We start from the raw sequence: 26153 nt of genomic DNA on the forward strand, positions 1-26153 counted from the left end.
GGTGCAAATGGAATAGGGATCGGGGAGGCAACGGCGCCACTTTATTACAGCTTCGCGGCGGGTCACAGCTGGCCGGACGGCCGATATGCCGTCCGGCCATCGGGGTGATCAGCGCTTGGCGATCGGCACGAACTTCAGGTTTTCCGGGCCGGTATAGTTGGCGCTCGGGCGGATGATCTTGTTGTCGACGCGCTGCTCGATGATGTGTGCGCTCCAGCCTGCGGTGCGGGCGATCACGAAGAGCGGCGTGAACATCGCCGTGGGCACGCCCATCATGTGATACGACACGGCGCTGAACCAGTCGAGGTTCGGGAACATCTTCTTGACGTCCCACATGACGGTTTCGAGGCGCTCGGCGATATCGAAGAGCTTCAGGTTCGACTGCTCTTTCGACAGCATGCGTGCGACTTCCTTGATCACCTTGTTGCGCGGATCCGAGATGGTGTAGACCGGATGGCCGAAGCCGATCACGACTTCCTTCGCTTCCACGCGGCGGCGGATGTCGGCTTCCGCTTCGTCAGGGTTGACATAGCGCGACTGGATTTCGAATGCGACTTCGTTCGCGCCGCCGTGCTTCGGCCCGCGCAGCGCGCCGATCGCGCCGGTGATGGACGAATACATGTCCGAGCCCGTGCCCGCGATGACGCGGCCCGTGAACGTCGAAGCGTTGAATTCGTGCTCCGCGTAGAGATTCAGCGAGACGTGCATCGCTTCGACCCACGACTTCGACGGCTCGCGGCCGTGCAGCAGATGCAGGAAGTGGCCGCCGATCGAATCGTCGTCGGTTTCCACTTCGATGCGGCGGCCGTTGTGCGAGTAGTGATACCAGTACAGCAGCATCGAGCCGAGCGAAGCCATCAGGCGGTCGGCGATATCGCGTGCGCCGGGCAGGTTGTGATCGTCCTTCTCGGGCAGCACGGTGCCGAGCACCGAGACGCCCGTGCGCATCACGTCCATCGGATGCGCCGAAGCGGGCACCCATTCGAGCGCGGCCTTCACGTTCGCGGGCAGGCCGCGCAGGGCCTTGAGCTTCGTCTTGTAGCCGACGAGTTCGGCTGCGTTCGGCAGCTTGCCGTGCACGAGCAGGTATGCGACTTCTTCGAACTCGCATGCGGTGGCGAGATCGAGAATGTCGTAGCCGCGGTAGTGCAGGTCATTGCCGGTGCGGCCCACGGTGCACAGCGCCGTATTGCCGGCGGTCACGCCCGACAGCGCAACCGATTTCTTCGGCTTGAAAGCGCCCGCTGCGGGCGTGTTCTTGTCTGCTTCGCTCATGGTGTCTTCCTCGATGTCTGATGAAAGGGGTTATTTCTTCGCTGCGAAGAGCGCGTCGAGCTTGTCTTCGTAAGCGTGATAGCCGAGGTACTTGTAGAGGTCCTCGCGCGATTGCATCGTCGAAACGGCGGCCTTTTGCGTGCCGTCGCGGCGCACGGTTTCGTAGAAGTTCAGCGCCGCAGCGTTCATCGCACGGTACGCGCCGCAGCAGTACAGCGCGATGTCGACGTTCGCGCTCTTCAGTTCTTCGGTCGTGAAGAACGGCGTCGAGCCGAACTCGGTCAGGTTCGCGAGGATCGGCACCTTCACCGCCGCGCGGAAACGGCGGTAGTCGTCGAGCGTTTTGATCGCCTCGGGGAAGACCATGTCCGCGCCGGCCTCGACATAGGCCACCGCGCGCTCGATCGCCGCATCGACGCCTTCAGCGGCTGCGGCATCGGTGCGCGCCATGATGACGAACTGGTCGTCGGTGCGCGCGTCGACGGCGGCCTTCACGCGGTCCACCATTTCGCCGGTCGAGACGACTTCCTTGTTCGGACGATGGCCGCAGCGCTTCTGGCCCACCTGGTCTTCGAGGTGCACGCAGGCGACGCCCGCCTTGATGAACGACTTGATCGTGCGCGCGATATTGAAGGCGCCGCCCCAGCCGGTGTCGATGTCGACCATCAGCGGGAGGTCGACGGCGTCGGTGATGCGGCGCGCATCGGTGAGCACGTCGTCCATCGTGCTGATGCCGAGATCGGGCACGCCGAGCGAGTTGGCCGCCACGCCGCCGCCCGAGAGGTAGAGGGACTTGAAGCCCGTGGCTTCGGCGAGCTTGGCGACGTAAGCGTTGATCGCACCGACCACCTGCAGCGGTTGTTCTGCTGCCACGGCGGCACGGAATTTGGCGCCGGCGCTGGCGGGGGATTTGTTGGTCATTTGGGCATCTCCTGGAAAATCTCGGTCGGATATTGCAGATACCGTGCCAGCGCGCGGCGGCGCGGCTAACGCATTGATTTTGCGCCGGATTGGCTGATCTGAGCCTGATAGTGAAATTTCTTGGATGAAATTGCAATTTCAAATTTGAAATGCGCGAGAGATAATGAATTCCTCTCTCGCCGCACCCGCTCGCCATCAACCGCTGATGAACCGCTCATGAACCGCTTTCCCGCCCCTTCCGACTTCCGCCCGCGCGTCTGGGCGATGGGCATCAGCCGCCTGCGCGACCTGTTTCGCGACATCGCACGCGAATACGACGAGCTCGCCGACCTGCGGGTCGTCGCGCGCGGCTTCGAGGAAGCGGTAGCGGAAATCGTTGCCGCTGGGCCCAACCAGCGTCCCGATGTGATCGTCGCCGCGGGCTCGAACGGCACCTATCTGAAGTCGCGCATCGATCTGCCTGTCGTGCTCCTGCAGCCGACCGGCTACGACGTGATGCAGTCGCTCGCCCGCGCGCGCCGCGAGGCCGATCTCGTCGCGCTCGTCACCTACGGCGAGACGCCCGTCGAAGTGCGCAGCTTCGCGAACGCGTTCGGGCTCGACGTGGTGTTCGCGTCGTATCGCACCATGCAGGACGCGGAGACGTGCGTGCTCGACCTGCGCGATCGCGGCGTGGGCGCGGTCGTGGGGCCCGGTCTCGTCAACGATCTCGCGGCCCGGCACGGGCTCGTGCCGTTCTTCGTCTATTCGCGGCCCTCGGTGCGCGCGGCCTTCGACAACGCGCTCGAAGTCGTGCAGGCCACCTGGCGCGAGACGCAGCGGCGCCAGCGGCTCGACAGCGTGCTGCAGCACTTGCGCGACGGCGTGGTCGCGCTCGATGCGCAGGGCCGCGTCGAGGCGATCAACCAGCGGCTTGCCGCCGTGCTCGGCATCGATCCGCTGCTGGCGGCGGGCCAGCCGCTCGCAGCGCTTGCGCCGGACATCGCCTTCACGCTACCCGAAGCCGACGGCGAATCGCTCGAAACCGTGCGCGGCGTGAGCTACGTCGTGCATCGCGGACCGCTTGTCGACAACGGAGTGACGACCGGCGCCGTGCTCACGTTTCAGGAATCGCGCGCGGTCGAGCGGCTCGACCGCACGCTGCGTTCACGCCAGCGCGCGCAGCAGTTCGTGGCGCGTTACGAGATCGACGACCTGAGCGGCGCAACACCGGGCATCGCGCGCGTGCGTCAGCTTGCGAAGCGCTATGCGAAATCGGACGCCACCGTGCTGATTCGCGGCGAGAGCGGCACGGGTAAGGAACTGGTTGCGCAGGGCATCCATCGCGAGAGTGCGCGGCGCGATTTTCCGTTCGTCGCGATCAATTGCGGCGCGTTTCCCGAGACGCTGCTCGAGAGCGAACTGTTCGGCTATGAAGAGGGCGCGTTTACGGGCGCGCGGCGCGGCGGCAAGGCGGGGCTGATCGAGGCTGCGCATCGCGGCACGCTCTTTCTCGACGAGATCGGCGAGATGCCGTTGCCGCTGCAAAGCCGCCTGTTGCGCGTGCTGCAGGAGCGCGAAGTCGTGCGGCTCGGCGCGACGGAGCCGACGCGCGTGGACGTGCGCGTGGTTGCGGCGACGCACCGCTCGCTGGCCGGGCAGATCGAGGCGGGCGAATTCCGCGCCGATCTCTACTACCGGCTCAACATTCTCAATCTCGCGATTCCGCCGCTGCGCGAGCGTGGCGGCGATGTCGTGCCGCTTGCGGCCGAACTGCTGGCGCAGGCCGCGCGCCGCGAGCCGCGCGTGGCGCTGCGGATCCGCACGGGCGAAGCGGCTGCGCAGGTGCTCGCGCCCGTGGGCGACGCGCTCGCGCGCCACGACTGGCCGGGCAACGTGCGCGAATTGCAGAACGTGGTGGAGCGCATCGTCGTGGAACTGGCCGATGCCGACGACGACACGCTGACGCCCGACGTATTGCGCGCGATTGCACCGGAAGTGTTCGAATTGCGCGCGGCGGGCGATACGGCGTTGACGCTGCGCGAGCGCAGCCTGAGCGTGGAAGCCGATGAGATCCGTGCGGCGCTGGAAGCTTGCGGCGGCGATCGCGATCGCGTGTGCGCGCTGCTCGGCATCAGCAAGACGACGCTGTGGCGCAGGCTCAACGCGGCGCGCGAGGCCAACGGTGTGGCGGTTGCGACTGCTCCGGCGAAGCGCAGGCGTGCGCCGTGAAATATCGGCGATGCACGCCGCTTGCGTGATTCAGTCCAGTTCAGTCCAGTTCAGTCCGTGACGAAGGCACGCAGGCTGGCTGCCTCAGGCGTCCTGCACGCTGCGCAGTAGCGGAACGAGTCGCCCGTGCAACTGGAGCACTTCGGGACTTGCCTGCATCAGCGCCTGATAGTGCGTGAAGAATTCCACCGACTCCTCGCCCGAGAACAGCGCGCATACGGCCTGCGCGGCGCCGATGCGGTCTTCATCGGTGGCGTCTTTGGCGTCGAGCGACTCGTCGAGGTTCGTGATGACAGCCGAGAGCGGCGAGATCCAGCGAAAGCCGGATCCGTTGATCAGCACCTGCAGGAACGCTGCGGGCGTCACCGGCCCGAACTCGCGTTGATAGTCGGCGCGCTCGTGATCGAGGATCGCCTTGTGCAGCGTAAGGAGCGGCTTGCGGACATCGTTGAGGAACTGGATCGCGCGTTGCTCGTTCATCTCGTGGCTCCTTCGGCGCCGCATGGCGGGTGCGCGGCAGGTCGTGTGGCTGTGCGGAAGATGGTAACGCAATGGCCGAGCAGTCGCGCGGGCTGTGCGGGCCGTGCGGGGCGCACACGCGGGCCATGTATACGCGATAGACGGCGCGCTCGATGGCGGCTGACTCAGGCGTGCGGCATCGGCGCGGCGTTCGACGGTATCGATCTGTGCAGTGGGCGCGGCCTCTGGATTGGCCGCATCGATGAGCCCGCGCGTCCGGTCGGCGTGATCACGGGCATCGGACTTTCGCGGAGACGCAGCGATTGCTGCGCTTTTTCGAGGTGGGCAGCCGGTTCGTGAGCGGACCGCAAAGCTTGTTCGTTAATCGGGGCCGAGTGCAACGACGGAACGCAACCCGTGTTGAATTGTTGTATCCGGAGCAATTATGTTTTGGGCAAATAGGTATTTGCCCTGGTCATTCATCTGAATAAACTTCTATAGCTCTATAGCGAGCCCAGCCAGCCCGTGCAGGCACGCTGGCTCGATCTGTTCTGGAGACTGATTTGATGCGGTCAGGGCGGCGCGAAGCCTGCCCTGACCGGCATGCGTGTATGCATTGCGTTGCGCCGCACGATTTTGATACGTGGAACCTCCGTCGCCGCAAGGCGGCTTTCGCCCAACCCTGCCGGATTGGGCTTTTTTCTTTTACGCGCAACCGGCTGCGGCTCAGACCACAGGGCGGCCGGTGATGTAGTGCTCCAACTGCTCGATCGTGAATTGCTGCTCGGCGATGATGTCTTTCACGAGGTCGCCGATCGACACCATCCCGACCAGCTTCCCGCCGTCCAGCACGGGCAGGTGCCGCATGCGTCGCTCGGTCATGAGCGCCATGCAGTCGTAAGAGGTCTGGGTGGGTTCGACGAAGCGCACGTGCGGACTCATGATGTCTTGCACGGCAGTTGTTTTCGAAGATCGGTCCATCAGCACGATCTTGCGTGCGTAGTCGCGCTCGGTGACGATGCCGACGATCGCGCTGCCGTCGGTCACCACTAGCGCACCGATCTGCTTTTCTGCCATCAGGCGGATTGCGTTATAAACGGAATCTGAGGCGGCAATCGTGTAGACCACCTGTTCCGGCTTTGATTTGAGTACCTGTGCAACGCTCGTCATAGGGCGACTCCCATTCGTCCTTCAACCATTGCGCGGCGGAGCACACTGGGCGGACGCCCTGCGTGCCATCGGAAAGCGATTCCAGTATACGCGTGCGATGTGTGGCGGGAAGTTGGGGTGTGCCCGAACGCGCACAGGTTGCGCGCCCGGCGAGGGAAGCCAAATGGCGGTAAACTCCGGTTCCGAACTTCAATCCGGCGCGTGCGCCGGCCTTTGTCAGTCATCTGTTCCAGAACATGCCTACGTTTCCAGAGTCGTCCTGCGCGGACGGCAACAACGCCAACGAATGCGTCGTGCTTGACGCGACCGCCTCGCTGCCGACCCGTTACGGCACGTTCACGTCCTATGTCTATCGGGTGAAGGACGGCGGTGCGGAGCATCTGGCGCTCGTGATGGGCGACGTGGACAGCGGCGAGCCGGTGCTGACGCGCCTGCACTCCGAATGCCTGACCGGCGACGTGCTCGGTTCATATCGCTGCGACTGCGGCGAGCAGCTCGATCTCGCGTTGCGCAACATCGCGGCCGAGGGACGCGGCGTGCTGCTCTACCTGCGCGGCCACGAAGGACGCGGCATCGGCCTGTCGAACAAGATCCGCGCCTATGCGCTGCAGGAGCAGGGCCGCGATACGGTCGAAGCCAATCTCGACCTCGGCCTGCCTGAAGATGCGCGCGAATACGATTCCGCTGCGGCGATCCTGCGTATGCTGAAGGTTTCGTCAGTGCGGCTCATGAGCAACAATCCGAAGAAGTTCGACACGCTCGCGAAACACGGCATCCCGGTCATCGAGCGCGTTGCACTGCCTATTTCGACGCGCGAAGAGAACGAACGCTACATTCGAACCAAGCAGGTCAAGTTTGGGCATTACTTCGAAGAGAATGAGTAGGGGGAAATTCAGCAGTGTCCGGAGAGGTCCGGGGTGATTCGATAGGTGCTGTAATGGCGTGAATTAAAAGAAAAATTTTCGATTTCGTTGCCCTTGGATTGCTGCGTCGACGCTTGTCTCCGCGTGCCTGAACTTGCCGTGTTGGCGTAGGTTTTTTGGCGTTGAACAAAAAACCTACGCCAACTATCCTTCTCTCAAGAAAACCTACGCCGAGAGAACACCGGACTCGCCCGATGATGGGATTCAAGAACTATCGACGTGCGCGCATGCTGCTGGGCGGAATTGAGCTGATGCACATGATCGTCAAAGGGCAGATGAAGACTGTGGCCAGGAACCAGACACCCGCCGCGCAGTTTTACTGACTCGTTAAATTAGAACTACTGTTAAATCTGGGAAACTCTGATTCCAGCTCCTTAACGCGACAAAACCCTTACCATGGCTGAGCGCGGGAACGTCTGTCGGCATATCGCTGGTTATTTGACATCCTCAGGCTTCACACCATCGCGCTTCGCAAAGGTCGGTAGATTATGTGTATCGAGCCATGATTGCTGTTTAACGTACATCTCCGTGATTAACTGCTCGACTAGCATGATGTATTTCGAATTGTCATTGACGCGATGATTGAGGATCACAGGGGAAACCGCGCGATCGCTGTCTATGGTTCGGTAACAAACGTCATTGCGGCTTTGTCGCGCCGACGAGGGAATCACGCACACACCAAATTCCGCAGCGACCAGGCCCAATGCCGTCTGGATTTCCCTCACCTCGAGCACTTCGCTGGGTTGGACCTCGTGAGCGTGCAGGATATTCAGCACCTGATCGGCAAAGCCCGGATGCGAATCCTTCGGATAAACAATCAGTTTCTGCCGGTGAAGTTGCTGGATCGGCAATGGCGCCGACGATTGCGCCATGGGCGACCCCATTGGCAGGGCGACAGCCAGGCGCTCTTCACGCAGGAGAATTCCCGCCACGTTCGGGTCGCTATGATGGACGCGGCCAAAGCCAATATCGATGCGGCCTTCCTTAAGCGCCTCGATCTGTTGCATCGACATCAGCTCCAACACCTGAATGTCGAGTTCGGGCGCGCGCTCGCGCAGCATGCGCATCAACGTAGGTAATCCGCCATACAGGGTTGACGCGACGAAGCCGATCGACAGCACGCTGCGCTGATGCAGGCCAACACGTTTGGTGGCCGCTTGCATCTGTTCGACCCGTCCGAGGATCTGTATGGCCTGCTCGTAAAACAGGCGGCCCGCATCGGTGAGCTGCACCGGACGGCTGTTGCGCAGCAACAGCGCTACCCCGAGTTCTTGCTCGAGCAGTTGGATCTGCCGGCTCAATGGCGGTTGCGCAATGTGGAGCTGCTCTGCGGCGCGCGTGAAATTGCGTTCCCGGGCTACGGCGACGAAGTAGCGGAGTTGGCGAAGGTCCATGAAAGGTGGGGCGGCATAGGGTATTCCCTATACCTCATAAGTATGTGGAGTCACTATACGGGCTAATTTACACCGTTTTATGGACATCAATACCTAAAAGGTATTGATGGAGATGAAAATGGTCTTGGACGCAGGCACGGTGCGGCAAGTATAAATCCGCTCAACGAACTTCTTTTTGAGCTGATTTGGTGATGACTGCACCGACCATCGAACGTATCGAAACGAGCCTCGTCGATTTGCCGACGATCCGCCCGCACAAGCTTTCCGTTGCGACCATGCACGGACAGACTCTGATGTTGGTGAAGGTGTATTGCAGCGACGGCGTGACCGGCATCGGCGAAGGCACCACTATCGCGGGCATGGCCTATGGCCCGGAAAGCCCCGAGGCCATGAAGCTTGCGATCGACGCCTACTTTGCCCCGGCGATGATCGGCCAGGACGCCACGCGCATCCAGGCGCTGATGGCGTATCTGGGCAAGTTGGTCAAGCTCAATCATTTTTCGAAGAGCGCGCTCGAGACCGCCCTGCTCGACGCACACGGCAAGCGCCTCGGCGTGCCGGTCAGCGAACTGCTCGGCGGACGCCGCCGGGAACGCCTGCCGGTGGTCTGGACACTAGCCTCGGGCGATACCGCGCGAGACATTGAGGAAGCCGAAGCGATGCTCGAAGTGCGTCGTCATCGGGTATTCAAACTCAAGATCGGCGCCAGGGCGCTTCACACCGACATAAAGCACGTGGCGGATATCAAGCGGGCGCTGGGCGAGCGCGCTACGGTTCGCGTGGACGTCAACATGGCCTGGAGCGAGACGCAGGCAGCCTGGGCGATTCCGGCACTGGCAGACGCCGGCTGCGAGCTCGTCGAGCAACCGGTGGCGTCGGCCGCGGCGCTGGCGCGCCTCATGCGCCGCTTCCCAGTCGCACTGATGGCCGACGAAATCTTGCAGGGTCCGGAAAGTGCATTCGAGATCGCCCGGCAGCACGGCGCCGACGTGTTCGCGATCAAGATAGAGCAGAGCGGCGGCCTGTTCGCAGCCCAGCATGTGGCCGCGATCGCCGATGCGGCCGGCATCGAACTCTACGGCGGAACCATGCTGGAAGGCGCGTTCAGCACGATTGCCTCGGCGCATCTGTTTTCCAGCTTCGCGCGTCTGCGGTGGGGTACCGAACTGTTCGGACCCTTGCTCATTACCGAAGAAATTCTGACGATGCCACTCGACTATAGCGATTTCGAACTGACCGTGCCGAACGGTCCGGGCCTGGGAATCGAGCTTGACGAGGCGAAGATCAAGCGCTTCACACGCGACGGACTACTGAAGATCACACAGTAATACGACGGATATTTAAAGGACATCGAAGATGCTTTTTCACGTACGCATGGATGTAAGCATCCCGGCCGGCCTGCCGGCCGACACCGCCGCCGAAATCAAGGCGCGCGAGAAGGCCTATTCGCAGGAACTGCAGCGCAGCGGCAAGTGGCGCCATATCTGGCGCCTTGCTGGCGAGTACGCGAACTTCAGCATCTTCGACGTCGAGAGCAATGCCGAACTGCACGACATCCTGACCGGCCTGCCGTTGTTCCCGTATATGAAGATTTCGGTAACGCCGCTGTGCCGGCATCCGTCGTCCGTCCGCGATGGCGATGCCTGAAACAAAGTCATTTCCTGAGTAGAGAAATTACTGGGCCGGATTCATTCGACGACCCGATCCATAGGAGACAGAAAACATGAGTGTCAAAGTTCTCGAAACGAAAGAAGTCCGGGATCTGCTGAAGGCTGCCGCCAACCTCGAGGGCAAAGAGGGTAATTTGCGTTTCAAGCAGGTGCTGCATCGCCTGTTGAGCGATCTGTTCAAGGCCATCGACGACCTCGACATCACGCCTGACGAAGTCTGGGCCGGTGTCAATTACCTGAACAAGCTCGGTCAGGATGGCGAAGCGGCGCTGCTCGCAGCCGGTATCGGCCTGGAAAAATATCTCGACATTCGTATGGACGCAGCCGATAAGGCAGCCGGTCTCGAAGGCGGCACGCCGCGCACCATCGAAGGTCCGCTCTACGTCGCCGGCGTGCCGGTGCGCGACGGCGTTGCGAAGATCGATGTCAATCCCGATGCTGACGCGGGTCCGCTTGTGATCCACGGTACCGTCACCGATGCCGCGGGCAGGCCGGTCGCGGGCGCGTTGGTCGAATGCTGGCACGCCAATTCGAAGGGCTTCTACTCGCACTTCGACCCGACTGGCGCACAGAGCGACTTCAATCTGCGCGGTGCGGTCAGGACGGACGCGAACGGCAAGTATGAATTCCACACCCTGATGCCGGTCGGCTACGGCTGCCCGCCGCAAGGCGCGACGCAGCAACTGCTGAACGGGATCGCGCGTCACGGCAACCGTCCGGCGCACGTGCACTTCTTCGTCAGCGCCGACAACCAGCGCAAGCTGACCACGCAGTTCAACATCGAAGGCGATCCGCTGATCTGGGACGACTTCGCCTACGCCACCCGCGAGGAACTGATCCCGCCGGTAACGGAAAAGACCGGCGGCGCTGCGTTGGGTCTGAAGGCCGATGCGTACAAGGACATCGAATTCAACTTCGTGCTGACGCCGCTGGTGCAGGGCAAGGACAACCAGGTCGTCCATCGTCTGCGTGCCGCGGCCGCAGCCTGATCCGACGTTGCTGCAAGGCGCGGCTCAGGCCGTATGCGTCACGCGGGCGGCGCTTTGCGCACCGCCTGGTGTTCGCCGCACGATTCGCGGCGAGAAATCATCTGACACCGTTGCATCGGATTTCCGCTGGCGCGGAAACGTGCATGGGGAGTAGAGGAACATGTCCGCCATCATCCACAAAGCCAGGGAACTGGACCAGCTGCTGGCCACCGCCGTACAGGAAGACAAGCAGAACGGCGTCTATCGCTGCCGTCGTGACATCTTCGCCAACGCCGAACTGTATGAACTCGAGATGAAGCATATCTTCGAGGGCAACTGGGTGTATCTGGCGCACGAAAGTCAGATTCCGGACCACAACGATTACTACACGACGTGGATCGGCCGGCAGCCGATCGTGATCACGCGCGACAAGAGCGGTGAGCTGAATGCAGTCATCAATGCCTGCGCACACAAGGGCGCGATGCTGTGCCGCCGCAAGCATGGCAACAAAGGCAGTTTCACCTGCCCGTTTCATGGCTGGACCTTCTCGAATACGGGCAAGTTGTTGAAGGTCAAGGATGAGAAGGCCACTGAATATCCTGTGCAGTTCAATAGCCATGGATCGCACGACCTCAAGAAAGTAGCACGTTTCCAGAGCTACCGAGGCTTCCTGTTCGGCAGCCTCAATGAGGACGTGCTGCCGCTCGAAGACTACCTCGGCGAGTCGAAGGTCATCATCGACCAGATCGTCGATCAGGCGCCGAACGGTCTCGAAGTGCTGCGCGGCAGCTCGTCGTACATCTACGACGGCAACTGGAAGATGCAGATGGAGAATGGCTGTGACGGCTATCACGTCAGCACCGTGCACTGGAACTACGCGGCCACCATGGGCCGCCGCAAGGAAGAGGGCACCAAGGCGGTCGATGCGAACGGCTGGAGCAAGTCGGTGGCCGGCGTGTACGGTTTCGATAATGGCCACATCCTGCTGTGGACCCAGACCATGAACCCGGAAGTTCGCCCGGTCTACCAGCATCGCGAGGAAATCGCGGCGCGCGTCGGTCAGGAGCGCGCCGATTTTATCGTCGGCCAGACCCGCAATCTGTGTGTGTATCCGAATGTGTTCCTGATGGACCAGTTCAGCACGCAGATCCGCGTAGTGCGCCCGATCGGCGTCGACAAGACCGAAGTCACGATCTACTGCTTCGCGCCGAAGGGCGAGAGCGCGCAAGACCGTACCACGCGTATCCGCCAGTACGAGGACTTCTTCAACGTTTCGGGCATGGGCACCGCCGACGACCTTGAGGAGTTCCGCGCGTGCCAGGCGACCTACAACGGGGCCGGCGATCTGTACAACGATCTGTCGCGCGGTGCGCCGCTGTGGGTCCACGGCGCCGACGCGAATGCGCAGAAGATGGGTCTCAACCCGAAGATCTCTGGCGAGCGCAGCGAGGACGAGGGTCTGTTCGTGGTGCAGCACGAATACTGGGTGCGCGTGATGCGCGATGCACTGAAGAAGGAACAGGAAACGGAGGCGGCGGCATGAGTTCCGATTACCAGAAAATCTGCGCCGCGCTGTATCGCGAGGCGCGTCTGATCGACGACCGCGAGTTCGACGAATGGCTGAACTGCTATGCCGGGGACGTGACCTTCTGGTTGCCTGCCTGGGGCGACGACGATCAGCTCACCGAAGACCATCAGACTCAGATCTCGCTGATGTACTACCCGGACCGTGGTGGCCTGGAAGACCGCGTGTTCCGCATCAAGACCGAGCGCAGCGGCGCCTCGATGCCGGAGCCGCGCACCAGCCACAACGTAACCAACGTCGAGGTGCTGGCCGAACGTGCCGGCGAGATCGACGTGCGCTACAACTTCCACACGCTGAGCCACCGCTACAAGCATACCGATCAGTTCTTCGGCACGGTGTATGCGACGCTACGCGAGCAGGGCGACGCGCTGGTGTTCTCGTACAAGAAGATCGTGCTGAAGAACGACTATATCCGCCAGGTGCTGGACATTTACCACATCTGAGCGTGACGGGGCGGAGAGGAGAAGATTTCATGTCCAGCTACAAGATTGCGCTCAATTTCGAAGACGGCGTGACGCGCTTTATTGAATGCAAGCAGGGCGAGAAGGTGCTCGATGCCGCCTTCCGCGCCAGGATCAACTTGCCGATGGATTGCTCCGACGGCGTGTGCGGCACCTGCAAGTGCCGCGCCGAAAGCGGCAGCTACGACCTCGGCGAGGACTATATCGACGACGCGCTGACCGGGGACGAGAAGGAAAGCGGTCTGGTACTGACCTGCCAGATGGTGCCGGAAAGCGATTGCGTAATCGCCGTCCCGGCGTCGTCGGTATCGTGCAAGACGGGCCACAGCACGTTCGCCACGACCGTTACCAGGGTCGTGCAGCACAACGACGCAGCCGTGGTGCTGGAGATGGATGTGGACGGCGAGGCGCCGGTGTTCCTGCCTGGCCAGTACGTCAATATCGACGTGCCGGGCAGCGGGCAGCACCGTTCGTATTCCTTTTCGTCGGCACCCGGTGCGAAGGCGATCAGCTTCCTGATCAAGAAGATTCCGGGTGGCGCGATGGGCACCTGGATCGAGGCCGCGAAGCCGGGCGAAAAGCTTGAGCTGACCGGTCCGCTCGGCAGCTTCTACCTGCGCGAAGTGCAGCGTTCCCTGCTGTTCCTCGCAGGCGGCACGGGGCTTGCCCCGTTCCTGTCGATGCTCGAAGTGCTGGCGCAGGCGAAATCGCAGCAGCAAGTCCATCTGATCTACGGCGTGACGCGCGATCTGGACCTGGTGCTGGTCGAGGCGATCGAGGCATACAAGGCCAGGCTGCCGAACTTCAGCTACGCGACGGTGGTGGCTGAGGAAAGCTCGACGCACGAGCGCAAGGGCTGGGTCACGCAGCATATGCCGGCGAACGCGCTCAATGACGGCGACGTCGATGTCTATCTGTGCGGCCCGCCGCCGATGGTCGATGCGGTGCGCAAGTACTTCGACGACAACGGCGTGAAGCCCAACAGCTTCCACTCTGAGAAGTTCACTCCGAACGCGGTGGCCAGGTAAATGAACGCGCAACGATTTGCAGGCAAGGTGCTGGTGGTGACGGGCGCCGCGCAAGGTATTGGCCGCGGCGTCGCGCTGCGCGCTGCGGCCGAGGGCGGCAAGGTGCTGTTCGTGGATCTCGCCGATTTCGTGGGCGAGGTTGCCGCGCAAGCCGCCGGTGCGGACACGGCCGGCTTTGTCGCCGATCTCGAAACCTACGAGGGTGCGGCCGCGACGATGGCCTGCGCGGTCGAGAAGTTCGGCCGTATCGACATCCTGATCAACGGCGTGGGCGGCGCGATCCGCATGCGTCCGTTCGCAGAGTTCGAGCCGGCGCAGATCGACGCGGAAATCCGCCGCTCGCTGATGCCGACGCTCTATACCTGCCACGCGGTGCTGCCGCACCTGGTGAAGAACGGCGGCGGCACGATCGTCAATGTGTCCTCGAACGCGACGCGCGGCATCCGCCGCGTGCCGTATTCGGCGGCCAAGGGCGGCGTCAACGCGCTGACCGCCTCGCTGGCGATGGAATACGCCGAACACAATATCCGCGTGGTCGCCGCGGCGCCGGGCGGCACGAGCGCGCCGCCGCGCCGGGTGCCGCGCAATGCAGCGGGCGACAGCGAGCAGGAGCAGGCCTGGATGGCCGAGGCCGTGAAGCAGGTGACCGAATCGACCTTCTTCAAGCGCTATGGCACGCTCGATGAGCAAATCGCGCCAATCCTGTTCCTGGCCTCGGACGAGGCCAGTTACATCACCGGCACGGTGTTGCCGGTGGCCGGTGGCGACAACGGCTGAAGCCGGGCAGATATCACGCAAGAGCCGGCTATGACGCAAGCGGTATTGCGCGCGCCGTTTCCCCCCAGGAGATGCAAGTGATCAACAAGATTTTCGACAGCCTTCCGGCTGCCGTGGCCGATGTGCGCGACGGCTCGACGGTCATGATCGGCGGCTTCGGCACGGCGGGCATGCCGGCCGAACTGATCGACGCCCTGATCGAACAGGGCGCGCGCGAACTGACCATCATCAACAACAACGCCGGCAATGGCGACACGGGCCTTGCCGCGTTGCTGAAGGCGAAGCGCGTGCGCAAGATCATCTGCTCGTTCCCGCGCCAGTCGGATTCGTGGGTGTTCGACGAGCTTTATCGCACGGGCCAGATCGAGCTCGAACTGGTGCCGCAGGGCAATCTCGCCGAGCGTATCCGTGCCGCGGGCGCCGGCATCGGCGGCTTCTTCACGCCGACGGGTTTCGGCACGCTGCTCGCCGAAGGCAAGGAAACGCGCATGATCGACGGCCGCGGCTACGTGTTCGAGACGCCGCTGCATGCCGACTTCGCGCTGATCAAGGCGCTGCAGGGCGACCGCTGGGGCAACCTGGTCTACCGCAAGACGGCGCGCAACTTCGGCCCGATCATGGCCAGCGCCGCGAAGGTCGCGATTGCGCAGGTCTCGCAGGTCGTGTCGCTCGGCGAGATCGATCCCGAGGTCATCGTGACGCCGGGCATCTTCGTGCAGCGCGTGGTGGAAGCGCCGCAGGCCGTGCACGCGAACGAACTGGGTCAGGCTGCCTGAGGCACCGGCGCAAGACAGGAGATTTCAATGCAGAAACTGACTCGTGACCAGATGGCCCGGCGCGTCGCGCGGGACATTCCCGAGGGCGCCTATGTGAACCTCGGCATTGGCGTGCCGACGCTCGTGGCGAACCATCTCGACGCCTCCAAGGACATCTTCCTCCACAGCGAGAACGGCGTGCTCGGCATGGGCCCGGCGCCCGCCAGGGGCGAAGAAGACGACGAGCTGATCAACGCCGGCAAGCAGCACGTGACACTGCTGACCGGCGGCGCGTTTTTCCACCATGCCGATTCGTTCGCGATGATGCGCGGCGGCCATCTCGACTTCTGCGTGCTTGGCGCGTTCCAGGTGTCGGCACAGGGCGACCTCGCCAACTGGCACACGGGCGCGCCCGATGCGATCCCGGCCGTGGGCGGCGCGATGGATCTGGCGATCGGCGCGAAACAGGTGTTCGTGATGATGGAGCTGCTGACCAGGCAGGGCGAGAGCAAGCTCGTCGAGGCCTGCACTTACCCGGTCACCGGCATCGGCTGCGTAAACCGCGTTTACACGGACGTGGCCGTATTCGACATCACCCCGCAGGGCGTGGCCGTACGCGAAATCTGCAGCGATATCGCGTTTGCCGAGCTTGGGAAACTGGTCGGTGTCCGACTGATCGACCATACCGGCGCGGCGCGCCAGGCCTGAACCGAATCATTCGAGAGACCGACATGGCTGAAGCCTTTATCTGCGACGCGGTACGCACTCCGATCGGCCGCTACGGCGGCGAACTCTCGTCGGTGCGAGCTGACGATCTCGGCGCGGTGCCGCTCAAGGCGCTGATCGCACGCAACCCGAACGTCGACTGGGCCTCGCTCGACGACGTGATCTACGGCTGTGCGAACCAGGCCGGCGAAGACAACCGCAATGTCGCGCGCATGGCCGCGCTGCTCGCCGGCCTGCCCAATTCGGTCGGCGGTTCGACGATCAACCGCCTCTGCGGCTCGGGCCTCGATGCGCTCGGCACGGTCGCGCGCGCCATCAAGTCGGGCGAGACGCAGTTCATGATCGCGGGCGGTGTGGAAAGCATGAGCCGCGCGCCGTTCGTGATGGGCAAGGCAAGCAGCGCATTCTCGCGCCAGGCCGAACTGCAGGACACGACGATCGGCTGGCGTTTCGTCAATCCGCTGATGAAGCAGTTGCACGGCGTCGATTCGATGCCGGAGACAGCCGAGAACGTCGCGGACGACTACAAGGTGAGCCGCACCGATCAGGACGCGTTCGCGCTGCGTAGCCAGCAGAAGGCTGCGCGCGCGCAGGCCGACGGCACACTTGCGCAGGAAATCGTTCCGGTTGCGATCCCGCAGAAGAAGGGGGACCCGCGCATCGTCGAACGTGATGAGCATCCGCGCGAGACCTCGCTGGATGCGCTCGCCAGGCTCAGGGGCGTGGTGCGTCCGGACGGTTCGGTGACGGCCGGCAATGCCTCGGGCGTGAATGACGGTGCGGCCGCGCTGATCGTCGCGAGCGAGGAAGCCGTGCGCCGCTTCGGGCTGACGCCGCGCGCACGCGTGCTCGGCACCGCGACGGCCGGCGTGCCGCCGCGCGTGATGGGCATCGGCCCGGCGCCGGCCACGCAGAAACTGCTGGCGCGTCTCGGCATGACCATCGGCCAGTTCGACGTGATCGAACTGAATGAGGCTTTTGCATCGCAGGGTCTGGCCGTGCTGCGCATGCTCGGCGTGCCCGACGACGATCCGCGCGTGAATCCGAATGGCGGCGCGATTGCGCTCGGACATCCGCTCGGCATGAGCGGCGCGCGCCTCGCACTGACCGCGACGTACCAGTTGCATCGCACGGGCGGCCGCTTCGCGCTGGCCACGATGTGCATCGGCGTCGGGCAGGGCATGGCGCTTGCGCTCGAACGCGTCTGACATTCAGGTCTGCGGCGGAACGTAGGTCGGGGAACCGGAGAAAGTAAGCAGGGAGTCACTTCATGGCATACGCAAGCATCAACAGCATCAAGTTGCATTACCGCGTCGACGGCGTGAAGCCCGATGCGCCCTGGCTCGTGCTCTCGAACTCGCTCGGAAGCGACGTCGGCATGTGGGCGCCGCAGGTCCAGGCCTTCGCGGAACATTTTCGCGTGCTGCGTTACGACACGCGCGGCCATGGCCGCTCGGACGCGCCGCAGGGTCCGTACACGATCGAACAACTGACGGGCGACGTGATCGGCCTGATGGATCATCTCGGCATCGCGCGTGCGAACTTCCTTGGTCTTTCGATGGGCGGCTTGACGGGCGTCAGTCTCGGCGCGCGTCACGCCGACCGCTTCGAGCGCATCGTCCTGTCGAACACGGCAGCGAAGATCGGCACGCCCGAGATCTGGCTGCCGCGCGCTGCGAAGGCGCGTGAGGAAGGGCTTGCTGCTATGGCCGATGCCGTGCTGGCGCGCTGGCTCACACCGCAGACCGTTGCAAACGCACCGTTTGCCCACGCCGCGTTGCGCGATACGCTCGTGCATACCGACCGCGAGGGCTATGCCGCTAACTGCGAAGCGATCAACACGGCTGATCTGCGCGAGGAAGCGCGCACGATCAAGGCCCCGGTGTTGGTGATCGCGGGCAAACACGATATGTCGACGCCGCCGATGCTCGGCGCTGACCTGGCAGCATCGATTGCGGGCGCAAAATTTATCGAGTTTGCTGACGCTTCGCATCTTTCGAATATCGAAGTCGCCGGGCAATATACCCGGACCGTGCTCGACTTCCTGCTTGGTAGCTGAGGAAAATTAACATTAGGTAGGATAACAAAATGTAATCCGATTTTGATGAAGAGGTGGCCACGCAAATTCGGACGGTCGGATAAGTGGTTTGGCCGGGGCCTGAGCCAGCGATAATGCTGGCAAAGGAACCGAGGAAATGACGAAGAGGACCCGACGAACGCACTCAGCGGCGTTCAAAGCGAAAGTGGCGCTAGCAGCGGTCAAAGGCGAGCGGACGCTGGCAGAACTGGCGCAACAGTTCGATGTGCATCCGAACCAGATCACGGAATGGAAGCGGCAGTTGCAGGAGCGTGCGGCGGACGTGTTTGGCACGGCAGGCGCGCCGTCGAGCGAACCGCCGGTGGATGTGAAACGCTGCACGCGAAGATCGGCCAGTTGACGCTGGAGAATGATTTTCATATGGCCTTTTTTTGCAAGTAGGACGAGCGCCACTCTCGCTGGCGCGATCTCGAACGTCAATGTATCCAACCTGATTGGTAACGCGGCACACGGGCTGTTTGTCGACGATGGATCAAGCGCGTATTACCGACCACAGCCGGTTGGCGAGGCAGATCAGTTGCTGATGCGACGAATCGACGAACTGCACATGGAATTTCCGTTTTCCGGAGCACGGATGCTGGCGCGCCTGTTGCGCCGGGAAGGCCATGAAGTTGGTCGCCGTCGCGTGCGCACGCTGATGAAGCGCATGGGCGTCGAGGCGCTGTACTGCAAGCCGAGCACGAGCCGCCGCAACGCACAGCACAAAATCTGGCCGTATCTGCTGCGTGGCCTGAAGATCGAGCGGGCCAACCAGGCGTGGGCACTCGATACGACGTACGTTCCGATGGCGCGCGGATTCGTGTATCTGACCGCGGTGGTGGACTGGGCGAGCCGCAAGGTACTCTCGCACCGGGTCGCCATCACGCTGGAAACCGTGCACGCCGTTGAAGTGCTGGAAGAAGCGTTCGCCCGTTACGGGCTGCCGGACATCGTGAACACCGATCAGGGTAGCCAGTTCACAGCGGGCGCGTTCACCGAGGTCGTGCTGGGCCGAGGCATCCGGCTGTCGATGGACGGCAAGGGAAGCTGGCGCGATAACGTGTTCGTCGAGCGAGTGTGGCGCAGCATCAAGTACGAGGAGGTCTACCTGAAGGCGTACGAGTCGGTCAGCCATGCCCGGCGTTCCATCGGCGAATACATCGAGCTGTATAACCGGAAGCGGCCTCATTCGAGCCTGGCGGATCGCACGCCGGATGAGGCATACTTCGCGACGCTGCCTGCGATCAAATCGGCAGCATGATCGCCTCGGACGTTCCACTTAAAAATCTCAGAAGACTGTCCGAACGAGCGAGGCCACCTCTCACTAGGCTACGCGATCGGCATTATCGCCTTCATTCGCGTAGGCGAGAAGTTGCTGCAACGCTTCGGCGCACGCAAACCGATGATCTGGGGCTGCATGATCAACGGGCTTTCCATTATCCTGCTGTCACCTGCCAATCTCCTTCTGTCGCAATACAAGATCCTGGCGATCATCGGCTACACCTTGTTTGGCATCGGACTGGCGTTTTATGCAACCCCGTCTACCGACGCAGCGCTGTCGAGCCTTCCGGCGGCACAGACTGGTTCGGGTTCAGGCATCTACAAGATGGCATCTTCACTGGGGGCGGCATTCGGAGTTGCCATTTCGGCTGCGATCTTTACTGCCTTGGGCGCCAACGACGCGAGCGTGCGCTGGCTTGAGGGCGTAATTACCTTCGCTGGTCGTCAGGACAATCTTGCGGTGCGTGAGGCAGCCATCATTGCTCCGGGCTTCAACGTGCTGATGGTCGTCATGGCCATTTTGTCCATTATGCTCACCGTCCCTTCCCGCAAGGCAGAGACGGCGACCTGAAGGCCCAAGTGAGCCACAGCTAAGGCGTCGTCGAGCGCGTCAATCCAGCACCGAAAGAGCAGGCCATTTCGCGTCTTCAGCGACGGGATGAAGTTCGGATGCGGCCCTCAACAAGGATCGTCACAATCGTCACCGGCGGCTCAAGAAACCGGACTTCATGTGGCCTACGTGAAGTCGGTCGACGGGAATGTCTGTTGCTCGTGAGCGTATTACCTGTGCGGTGTCATCCTCCCGGTCGGTTCGGCACTGAGGCTCTCGCGTGATCGATGACTGGATACTGGATTGTGTTGGTCGCATGTAAGGCAGCAGCCGACTTGACCCTTTACCTTCGGCATTGGGCTGCGGGATACCGGCTAACGCAGACTCCTTCTGAGACCAATCGGTGGCATACTTGGCTACCACTCAGATGAGGTGGATTTCGCCATGAACTCACTTCTGCAGGCTGCGGGCCGTAGCGAACTGCTTACCGAGCTCGAAGCGATCTACAAGGATATCCATCAGCATCCTGAGTTATCAATGGAGGAGGTCCGGACAGCAAAACTCGCTGCTGACTATATCGAGGCACTTGGGTACGAAGTGACGCGGGAAGTGGGCGTGACAGGTGTGGTAGGTGTCCTTCGTAATGGAGAAGGTCCGGTCGTGATGCTGCGCGCCGACATGGATGCGCTTCCCATGGAAGAAAACACCGGGCTACCGTATGCCAGCACAGTCAGGGCGAAGGACGAGGATGGCATCGAGGTCGGCGTAGCACATTCCTGCGGCCATGACATGCACGTGACATGGCTGATGGGGGCCTCGAAAATCCTGGCGGAGCATCGCGACGCCTGGACAGGCATCGTTATGGTGGTCTTTCAGCCCGGCGAGGAAGTGGGCCGCGGAGCCTCCAGCATGGTGAGCGACTGGGGAAATGGGCGTTTCCCGAAGCCAGACATCATCCTCGGTCAGCACGTCATGGTAGGACGATCCGGCACGGTGAGCTACCGGCCCGGGGTCATCCTGTCTGCGGGGGACAGCCTGAAGATCCGGTTGTTTGGGCGCGGTTCGCATGGCTCCCAGCCACAGACTTCGATTGATCCCGTCATCATGGCCGCGTCTACCACATTGCGTCTGCAGACGATCGTCTCTCGCGAAATATCTCCGCTGGACAATGCGGTGTTGACCATCGGCGCCCTTCAGGCGGGCACGAAGGAAAATATCATTCCTGACGACGCAACGATCAAGCTCAACATGCGCACTTTTGATGAGGATGTACGCACGTACATGTTGTCGGCTATCAGGCGCATTTGCTGTGCGGAATGCGAAGCCTCCAATGCTGAGAAACCTCCCGAGTTCACGACGCTGAGCAGTTATCCGTTGACAGAAAACGACGTTGCTGCGACGCAGGTCGTTGCATCAGCGTTCAGGACCCAGTTTGAGGAAAGAGCCTGTGAAACGAAGCCTGCGTCTGCCAGCGAGGATTTCAGCATATTCGGGCGTACCTGGAATGTACCTTATGTTTTCTGGTTTATAGGTGGTACAGACGCGGAGGTATATGAAACGGCGGTGAAGCAAAAACAGATCAACAGGATACCAAGCAACCATTCACCCAAGTTCGCCCCGGTCATTCATCCGACCCTCGAAACGGGACTTCAGGCCATGCTCACGGCCGCTGCAGCATGGTTATGTAAAGGGAAGGGGGACTGACGGGGGCGCGCGAAGTGGGGGCGGCATGCATTGTGTTTTCTACAGTTGTGGGGCGCACCTTCTGGTTACCAACGGTTGTACTTTCAGACAATTGAATGAAGCCATCTGGCCGCAGCGCAGAACAGTTGTCGCGATTGGGACATTTCGCGCAACTAGAGTCCAGCCGAAGTGCAGTTGGGTGACTACGCGTCTACGGAACTCGCTCCGTCGCAGCGGACGATGTTGCGCGTGCATTTTCTGGAATATGTAGGTGAGCGGACATTTCCTGTTCCTGTTGCTTGATCTGGTCGGCACATTTGTCTTCGCTATCAGCGGCGCAGTAGCGGCGAAGCAGCGAAAGCTCGATCTGTTCGGGATATTGACAATTTCATTTGTGGTGGCGTGCGGCGGAGGCATCGTACGTGATGTGTGCATCGGCGCACTACCGCCGGCGGGCCTCGCGAACTGGCGCTATCTGGCCGCAGCCATCGCGGCCGCATTGGCGACGATTTCCGCCTATCCGCAGGTGAGACGGTTGCGAAATCCGGTGCTTTTTTTCGACGCCATTGGCCTGGGGTTGTTTGCCGTTTCCGGTTCCCAAAAAGCGCTTGCTTATGGCCACAATGCCGAGGTGGCAATACTATTAGGCGTATTAACTGCAGTCGGTGGCGGGGCAGTGCGCGACGTGCTCCTCGCGCGCGTGCCAGTGATTTTGCAGCGGGAGATCTACGCGTCTGCAGCACTGATCGGTGCAGGAATCCAGGTTGCGTGTGAGCAACTGGGCATGGCGCAGCCCTGGACGCCCTGGGCTGCAACGTTTGTATGCGTTGGATTGCGCCTCATGTCGCTCCACTTCCAGTGGCATATCCCGACATTTTCTGACCATAATGCGGGAAAGACATCATCGGATCAGTGATTAATGGAAGCAGGGAGGCCGAACTACCCCGCCGCAATCAATGAGTGATCAAACTGGCAACGGCGAGGTTGTGATAGAGGCGGATGGACGTAACGATCTGCCGGAATTCTTGCCGATGAGAATCGGGACTGTTTTTGATTGCGGTCCAGATATCGTGCGATAGCAATACATACTGTGACGGTCGTGGCGAGAACGCCCTCCCACCCAACAAATAATCACGGTTGCAGGCTCGCTCTGTAATCAACCGGCAGCCGCCGTTCGCACTAGATGTGAGGTTAGTCTTGTTCCTTATCGGGAGTATTCCATCATGGTCACAACGGTGCTTGTTTGCGAGCGATTATTTGATGGGGTCAGCGAAACACTATCCGGTTCCATCGAAATTCTCGTTGAGAACGATGTCATAGCAGAAATCGGCCCCACGGTCAGGCGCCCCTCAAATGTGAAGATAATCGATCTCGCCGGCCGGACAGTTTCGCCGGGATTTATCGACACGCATGTACACCTCTGCCTGAATGGGCTTAATCTTCGCGAGCAAGTATTGCAGTGCTCGGCCAGCAAGGCACTGACCGGCTTGCATCTCGCCCAGCAATATATGCGCCACGGTTTCACAACATTGCGAGACCTGGGTACGTTTGATCCGGAATGGCCAACAGTAAACCTTCGTGATGCCCTAAATCAGGGAATTGTCGCCGGGCCGAGTCTTTTTGTGGCTGCTCACATGATCAGTTCCACAGCGGGCCACGCTGACATGCAGGGAGCCTTTCCATGCCGGTGCCACGCAGGACTCTCGAAGGTCGCCGACTCACCGGGAAAGATCCGCGAATTGGTGAGAACCGAACACGCATATGGCAGCGACTGGATCAAAACGATGAACACCGGCGGCTATATGAGCTTCGGCGACGATCCCGCAAGAGTGACCTGGTTCGAGGAGGAGATGCAGTGTCTCGCGGAAACAGCCCATCAGCTTGGCCTTCCTGTGGCGGTACATACAGGAGCAGCAGAGGGATGCAAGCAGGCACTGCGAGCAGGCGCTCGCAGCCTGGAGCATTGCTACCTGATCGATGACGATGGCATTGATTTGGCGGACAAAGCGGGAGCGTTTCTCGTCCCGACCATGCAAATGACCCGCGAAGACAAAGCGTTGCTCGATGCTGGTAAGCTCCCAATGCAGGCAAAATGGAAGTTCCGGCGAGATCTCGAGGAAATCGAGCGAGCCCAGCGGAGGATTGCACACAGTGATGTCAAGGTGGCGTTCGGAACTGACTGTGGCATGTTTCCGTTCGAGAATGGAATACTTGAGTTTCAGGCGATGGTCGCAGCGGGGATATCACCCCTTCGCGCACTGAAGGCTGCCACGAGCGTAGCAGCGGAATTGCTACAGCAGGACGACATTGGGGTAATTGCGGAAGGCAAGAGAGCCGATATTGTCGCTATGAGGGGGGATCCTTTGAAAGACATCCGTTATACGGAGACAGTCGACTTCATAATGAAGGGTGGACAGATATATCGTAACGAAAGCTACGATATCTTTCGGCCTTGACGACGGATTGGCGATTGGGGCGGCGGCTCTGTCAGGTTAATTAGCCAAGGCTGCTGGCGTGATGTAATGGTAGGTATCCTTATCAGATCACTTCATCTGCAGCGGTAGAGACCGTCCAGTCGTGCCATTTGGCGAAGCGTACTTTGAGCATGGCGCGATGATGTGCCGCGTTCATCTGATGTCTGGGCAACGCGAAGTGCTGCCGGATCGGTCTGAAACATGAGAGAAAGGCCTGTGTGCGAAATGCGTCGCGAAAACCACACATCTGGCGCTCGCGCCTGCGGGTCGGCTGGTGGCTATTCTCGGCGCGATTGTTCACGCGTGCAGCCGCTTTGACGAATACGTGCTTTACGTGAGCGAGTTCGGGAATCTCGGCTTTCGCCGCAGCGTAACTGCGCAGCCGGTCCGTAACGATCCTGCGCGGCACCGGGTTGGAACGCAGCATCCGCCGGAAGAAGCGCCTTGCCGCGGCCTTGTCGCGCCGCTTTGGCGCACCGTGCAAAGACAGCGCCGAATTTGTCTACATGAACGGATCGTTTCGTACGTGACCACGACGCCGCGCTCGAGCAGCAACGCTTCGATGTCACGCAGGCTCAGGCTGAACCGGAAGTGCCACCGAACCGCGCAGCTGATCACGACAGCAGGGAAGCGGTGGCCATGCTAAAGCGATTTCGTCTTCTTCATCGCTTGATTCTACCGCCGTATGCTCTCCAACCTGACAGAGCCCGCGACAGAACCCGCGTGATTCCGTTTCAACTGTTATCGTTGTGTGCATGCCGCATCGCTCCCCATACCTTCAGAGCGTCGACAGTCGGCGCGACGTCATGCACGCGAACGATCGCTGCGCCATTTTGCACAGCACAAACCGCCGCCGCGACGCTTGCAGCAATGCGCTCTGGCGCCGGTCGTCTCACGAGCGCGCCGAGCATGGACTTGCGCGACATGCCGGCGAGAATCGGATAGGGTGCGACGCCGGGAGCTGTGGTGGGTGCAGTCTCTGCCAACTGCGCAAGCAGCGCATAGTTGTGTTCGATAACGGACTTGCCGAAGCCGAAACCGGGATCAACGCTAATGCGCGCCTTCGCGACGCCCGCTGTTTCGAGCTCTGCGCAGCGCGCTTCCAGAAACTCGCGAACTTCACCCACGACGTCGGTGTAATCGGGCTCTCCCACCTGCATCGTCTGAGGCTCGCCGAGCATATGCATCACGCACAGGCCACACTTGCTTCCGCGCACCGCATCAATCGCGCCCGGCATGCGAAAGCCCCAGATGTCGTTGATAAGATCCGCACCGGCCGCGAGTGCGTAACGCATAACTTCCGGCTTGTATGTATCGACCGACAACGGGACATTCGCAGCTTTGAGCGTTTCGACAAGGGGTATCACGCGCCGGAGCTCCTCGTCGAGGGGAACGGGTGGCGCGCCGGGACGCGTCGACTCTCCGCCGATGTCGATGATGTCCACGCCGTCGGCGAGCATCTGCTCGGCACGATGCATGGCGTCGTCAACGGTAATGTAGAGGCCGCCGTCGGAAAACGAATCGCGTGTGGCGTTGAGGATACCCATCACGAGCGGGCGCTCGAAAGTCAATATAAAGCGGCCGCAGACGAGCGGCTGAGGCGGAAGGTTAGCCTGTGAGGAAATGCCGAACACGATAAGAATGTTTGGGGTTTAACCAGGTGCAGGATACCTCATCTCGTGCGAACACGGCCGCCAGAAACGCAAATGAGAGTTTGATGCGATGCTTGCACAAGCAACTGGCCGGGACGATCCTCATGCGGCGC

The 26153-nt window shown here is 61.5% G+C and carries 24 protein-coding genes and 3 pseudogenes; 19 read left to right on the plus strand and 8 right to left on the minus strand.

Features of this window, described 5'->3' with window-relative positions:
• Positions 1-108: 108 nt before the first annotated feature.
• The 3 genes from prpC to ACFPTO_RS22855 form a co-directional block, all read right to left on the minus strand.
• Positions 109-1275 (minus strand): bifunctional 2-methylcitrate synthase/citrate synthase, encoded by a 1167-nt coding sequence (prpC, locus tag ACFPTO_RS22845; RefSeq protein WP_377715004.1) that lies wholly within the window; start codon positions 1273-1275, stop codon positions 109-111.
• A 30-nt stretch (positions 1276-1305) separates the two neighbouring features.
• The gene (prpB, locus tag ACFPTO_RS22850) at positions 1306-2196 is read right to left on the minus strand and encodes a methylisocitrate lyase (protein WP_293036534.1); all 891 of its coding nucleotides are present in this window, start codon (positions 2194-2196) and stop codon (positions 1306-1308) included.
• Between the two features lie 65 nt (positions 2197-2261).
• Entirely contained in the window at positions 2262-2414 is a 153-nt protein-coding gene (locus ACFPTO_RS22855) for a hypothetical protein (RefSeq protein ID WP_377715007.1), read from the minus strand.
• Between ACFPTO_RS22855 and prpR the strand changes: the two genes are divergently transcribed.
• Entirely contained in the window at positions 2413-4407 is a 1995-nt protein-coding gene (gene prpR / locus ACFPTO_RS22860; protein WP_377715009.1) for a propionate catabolism operon regulatory protein PrpR, read from the plus strand. The genes ACFPTO_RS22855 and prpR overlap by 2 nt on opposite strands.
• Before the next feature lie 84 nt (positions 4408-4491).
• Here the strand turns inward: prpR and ACFPTO_RS22865 are convergent, their stop codons facing one another.
• Positions 4492-4887, minus strand: coding sequence for a hypothetical protein (locus ACFPTO_RS22865; RefSeq protein WP_377715011.1), 396 nt, complete (start codon positions 4885-4887; stop codon positions 4492-4494).
• Positions 4888-5592: 705 nt separating this feature from the next.
• Positions 5593-6036 (minus strand): CBS domain-containing protein, encoded by a 444-nt coding sequence (locus ACFPTO_RS22870; protein ID WP_377715013.1) that lies wholly within the window; start codon positions 6034-6036, stop codon positions 5593-5595.
• A 236-nt stretch (positions 6037-6272) separates the two neighbouring features.
• Here ACFPTO_RS22870 and ribA point away from each other — a divergent pair, with 236 nt between their 5' ends.
• Complete coding sequence (gene ribA, locus ACFPTO_RS22875; protein ID WP_377715015.1) at positions 6273-6920, plus strand: GTP cyclohydrolase II; 648 nt, start codon at positions 6273-6275, stop codon at positions 6918-6920.
• Positions 6921-7135: 215 nt separating this feature from the next.
• A pseudogene (locus ACFPTO_RS22880) lies at positions 7136-7282 on the plus strand (IS6 family transposase); the annotation flags it as partial.
• 111 nt (positions 7283-7393) lie between these two features.
• On the opposite strand, the gene ACFPTO_RS22885 reads toward ACFPTO_RS22880, so the two are convergent.
• Positions 7394-8353: a LysR substrate-binding domain-containing protein gene (locus tag ACFPTO_RS22885; RefSeq protein ID WP_377715017.1), complete on the minus strand. Its 960-nt coding sequence runs from the start codon at positions 8351-8353 to the stop codon at positions 7394-7396.
• 191 nt (positions 8354-8544) lie between these two features.
• Between ACFPTO_RS22885 and ACFPTO_RS22890 the strand changes: the two genes are divergently transcribed.
• From ACFPTO_RS22890 to ACFPTO_RS22965, 16 genes and pseudogenes are all read left to right on the plus strand, one after another.
• Entirely contained in the window at positions 8545-9681 is a 1137-nt protein-coding gene (locus ACFPTO_RS22890) for a muconate/chloromuconate family cycloisomerase (protein ID WP_377715019.1), read from the plus strand.
• A 28-nt stretch (positions 9682-9709) separates the two neighbouring features.
• Positions 9710-10000, plus strand: a complete 291-nt coding sequence (catC, locus tag ACFPTO_RS22895; RefSeq protein ID WP_377715021.1) for a muconolactone Delta-isomerase — start codon at positions 9710-9712, stop codon at positions 9998-10000.
• A 76-nt stretch (positions 10001-10076) separates the two neighbouring features.
• Positions 10077-11012 (plus strand): catechol 1,2-dioxygenase, encoded by a 936-nt coding sequence (catA, locus tag ACFPTO_RS22900; protein WP_377715023.1) that lies wholly within the window; start codon positions 10077-10079, stop codon positions 11010-11012.
• Between the two features lie 160 nt (positions 11013-11172).
• Positions 11173-12534 (plus strand): SRPBCC family protein, encoded by a 1362-nt coding sequence (locus tag ACFPTO_RS22905; protein ID WP_377715025.1) that lies wholly within the window; start codon positions 11173-11175, stop codon positions 12532-12534.
• A complete protein-coding gene (gene benB / locus ACFPTO_RS22910; RefSeq protein ID WP_377715027.1) occupies positions 12531-13019 on the plus strand; it encodes a benzoate 1,2-dioxygenase small subunit in 489 nt (162 codons plus the stop codon). The genes ACFPTO_RS22905 and benB overlap by 4 nt, the downstream gene beginning before the upstream one ends.
• A gap of 29 nt (positions 13020-13048) precedes the next feature.
• Entirely contained in the window at positions 13049-14065 is a 1017-nt protein-coding gene (gene benC / locus ACFPTO_RS22915) for a benzoate 1,2-dioxygenase electron transfer component BenC (RefSeq protein WP_377715029.1), read from the plus strand.
• A complete protein-coding gene (gene benD, locus ACFPTO_RS22920) occupies positions 14066-14842 on the plus strand; it encodes a benzoate diol dehydrogenase BenD (protein WP_377715031.1) in 777 nt (258 codons plus the stop codon).
• A 77-nt stretch (positions 14843-14919) separates the two neighbouring features.
• Entirely contained in the window at positions 14920-15618 is a 699-nt protein-coding gene (locus ACFPTO_RS22925) for a 3-oxoacid CoA-transferase subunit A (protein ID WP_377715033.1), read from the plus strand.
• A 27-nt stretch (positions 15619-15645) separates the two neighbouring features.
• Positions 15646-16305: a 3-oxoacid CoA-transferase subunit B gene (locus ACFPTO_RS22930; RefSeq protein ID WP_377715035.1), complete on the plus strand. Its 660-nt coding sequence runs from the start codon at positions 15646-15648 to the stop codon at positions 16303-16305.
• Between the two features lie 23 nt (positions 16306-16328).
• Complete coding sequence (gene pcaF, locus ACFPTO_RS22935) at positions 16329-17531, plus strand: 3-oxoadipyl-CoA thiolase (protein ID WP_377715037.1); 1203 nt, start codon at positions 16329-16331, stop codon at positions 17529-17531.
• A 62-nt stretch (positions 17532-17593) separates the two neighbouring features.
• Positions 17594-18382 (plus strand): 3-oxoadipate enol-lactonase, encoded by a 789-nt coding sequence (gene pcaD, locus ACFPTO_RS22940; protein WP_377715039.1) that lies wholly within the window; start codon positions 17594-17596, stop codon positions 18380-18382.
• Between the two features lie 136 nt (positions 18383-18518).
• Positions 18519-19661 (plus strand): annotated as a pseudogene (locus ACFPTO_RS22945) (IS3 family transposase).
• 111 nt (positions 19662-19772) lie between these two features.
• Positions 19773-20252, plus strand: a complete 480-nt coding sequence (locus ACFPTO_RS22950; RefSeq protein WP_377715041.1) for an MFS transporter — start codon at positions 19773-19775, stop codon at positions 20250-20252.
• A 423-nt stretch (positions 20253-20675) separates the two neighbouring features.
• A complete protein-coding gene (locus tag ACFPTO_RS22955; protein ID WP_377715043.1) occupies positions 20676-21935 on the plus strand; it encodes a M20 family metallopeptidase in 1260 nt (419 codons plus the stop codon).
• Between the two features lie 250 nt (positions 21936-22185).
• The gene (locus ACFPTO_RS22960) at positions 22186-22830 is read left to right on the plus strand and encodes a trimeric intracellular cation channel family protein (RefSeq protein WP_377715045.1); all 645 of its coding nucleotides are present in this window, start codon (positions 22186-22188) and stop codon (positions 22828-22830) included.
• 307 nt (positions 22831-23137) lie between these two features.
• Entirely contained in the window at positions 23138-24370 is a 1233-nt protein-coding gene (locus ACFPTO_RS22965) for an amidohydrolase family protein (RefSeq protein WP_377715047.1), read from the plus strand.
• Positions 24371-24452: 82 nt separating this feature from the next.
• On the opposite strand, the pseudogene ACFPTO_RS22970 reads toward ACFPTO_RS22965, so the two are convergent.
• Together ACFPTO_RS22970 and folP are read right to left on the minus strand one after the other, a co-directional pair.
• Positions 24453-25006, minus strand: a pseudogene (locus ACFPTO_RS22970) (IS6 family transposase).
• A gap of 116 nt (positions 25007-25122) precedes the next feature.
• Positions 25123-25935 (minus strand): dihydropteroate synthase, encoded by an 813-nt coding sequence (gene folP / locus ACFPTO_RS22975; protein WP_377715338.1) that lies wholly within the window; start codon positions 25933-25935, stop codon positions 25123-25125.
• Between the last annotated feature and the right edge of the window lie 218 nt (positions 25936-26153).

Origin of the sequence: Paraburkholderia denitrificans (genome assembly GCF_042655705.1) — a bacterium.
Classification (GTDB): domain Bacteria; phylum Pseudomonadota; class Gammaproteobacteria; order Burkholderiales; family Burkholderiaceae; genus Paraburkholderia; species Paraburkholderia denitrificans.

Coding starts and splice junctions, on each gene's coding strand:
- ACFPTO_RS22870 (WP_377715013.1), bottom strand. CDS start 6,036: ATGACGAGCGTTGCACAGGTACTCAAATCAAAGCCGGAACAGGTGGTC.
- catA (WP_377715023.1), top strand. CDS start 10,077: ATGAGTGTCAAAGTTCTCGAAACGAAAGAAGTCCGGGATCTGCTGAAG.
- benB (WP_377715027.1), top strand. CDS start 12,531: ATGAGTTCCGATTACCAGAAAATCTGCGCCGCGCTGTATCGCGAGGCG.
- ACFPTO_RS22905 (WP_377715025.1), top strand. CDS start 11,173: ATGTCCGCCATCATCCACAAAGCCAGGGAACTGGACCAGCTGCTGGCC.
- ACFPTO_RS22965 (WP_377715047.1), top strand. CDS start 23,138: ATGGTCACAACGGTGCTTGTTTGCGAGCGATTATTTGATGGGGTCAGC.
- benD (WP_377715031.1), top strand. CDS start 14,066: ATGAACGCGCAACGATTTGCAGGCAAGGTGCTGGTGGTGACGGGCGCC.
- ACFPTO_RS22865 (WP_377715011.1), bottom strand. CDS start 4,887: ATGAACGAGCAACGCGCGATCCAGTTCCTCAACGATGTCCGCAAGCCG.
- prpC (WP_377715004.1), bottom strand. CDS start 1,275: ATGAGCGAAGCAGACAAGAACACGCCCGCAGCGGGCGCTTTCAAGCCG.
- ACFPTO_RS22890 (WP_377715019.1), top strand. CDS start 8,545: ATGACTGCACCGACCATCGAACGTATCGAAACGAGCCTCGTCGATTTG.
- ACFPTO_RS22930 (WP_377715035.1), top strand. CDS start 15,646: ATGCAGAAACTGACTCGTGACCAGATGGCCCGGCGCGTCGCGCGGGAC.
- benC (WP_377715029.1), top strand. CDS start 13,049: ATGTCCAGCTACAAGATTGCGCTCAATTTCGAAGACGGCGTGACGCGC.
- folP (WP_377715338.1), bottom strand. CDS start 25,935: ATGGGTATCCTCAACGCCACACGCGATTCGTTTTCCGACGGCGGCCTC.
- ribA (WP_377715015.1), top strand. CDS start 6,273: ATGCCTACGTTTCCAGAGTCGTCCTGCGCGGACGGCAACAACGCCAAC.
- ACFPTO_RS22955 (WP_377715043.1), top strand. CDS start 20,676: ATGAACTCACTTCTGCAGGCTGCGGGCCGTAGCGAACTGCTTACCGAG.
- pcaF (WP_377715037.1), top strand. CDS start 16,329: ATGGCTGAAGCCTTTATCTGCGACGCGGTACGCACTCCGATCGGCCGC.
- catC (WP_377715021.1), top strand. CDS start 9,710: ATGCTTTTTCACGTACGCATGGATGTAAGCATCCCGGCCGGCCTGCCG.
- pcaD (WP_377715039.1), top strand. CDS start 17,594: ATGGCATACGCAAGCATCAACAGCATCAAGTTGCATTACCGCGTCGAC.
- ACFPTO_RS22885 (WP_377715017.1), bottom strand. CDS start 8,353: ATGGACCTTCGCCAACTCCGCTACTTCGTCGCCGTAGCCCGGGAACGC.
- ACFPTO_RS22855 (WP_377715007.1), bottom strand. CDS start 2,414: ATGAGCGGTTCATCAGCGGTTGATGGCGAGCGGGTGCGGCGAGAGAGG.
- prpR (WP_377715009.1), top strand. CDS start 2,413: ATGAACCGCTTTCCCGCCCCTTCCGACTTCCGCCCGCGCGTCTGGGCG.
- prpB (WP_293036534.1), bottom strand. CDS start 2,196: ATGACCAACAAATCCCCCGCCAGCGCCGGCGCCAAATTCCGTGCCGCC.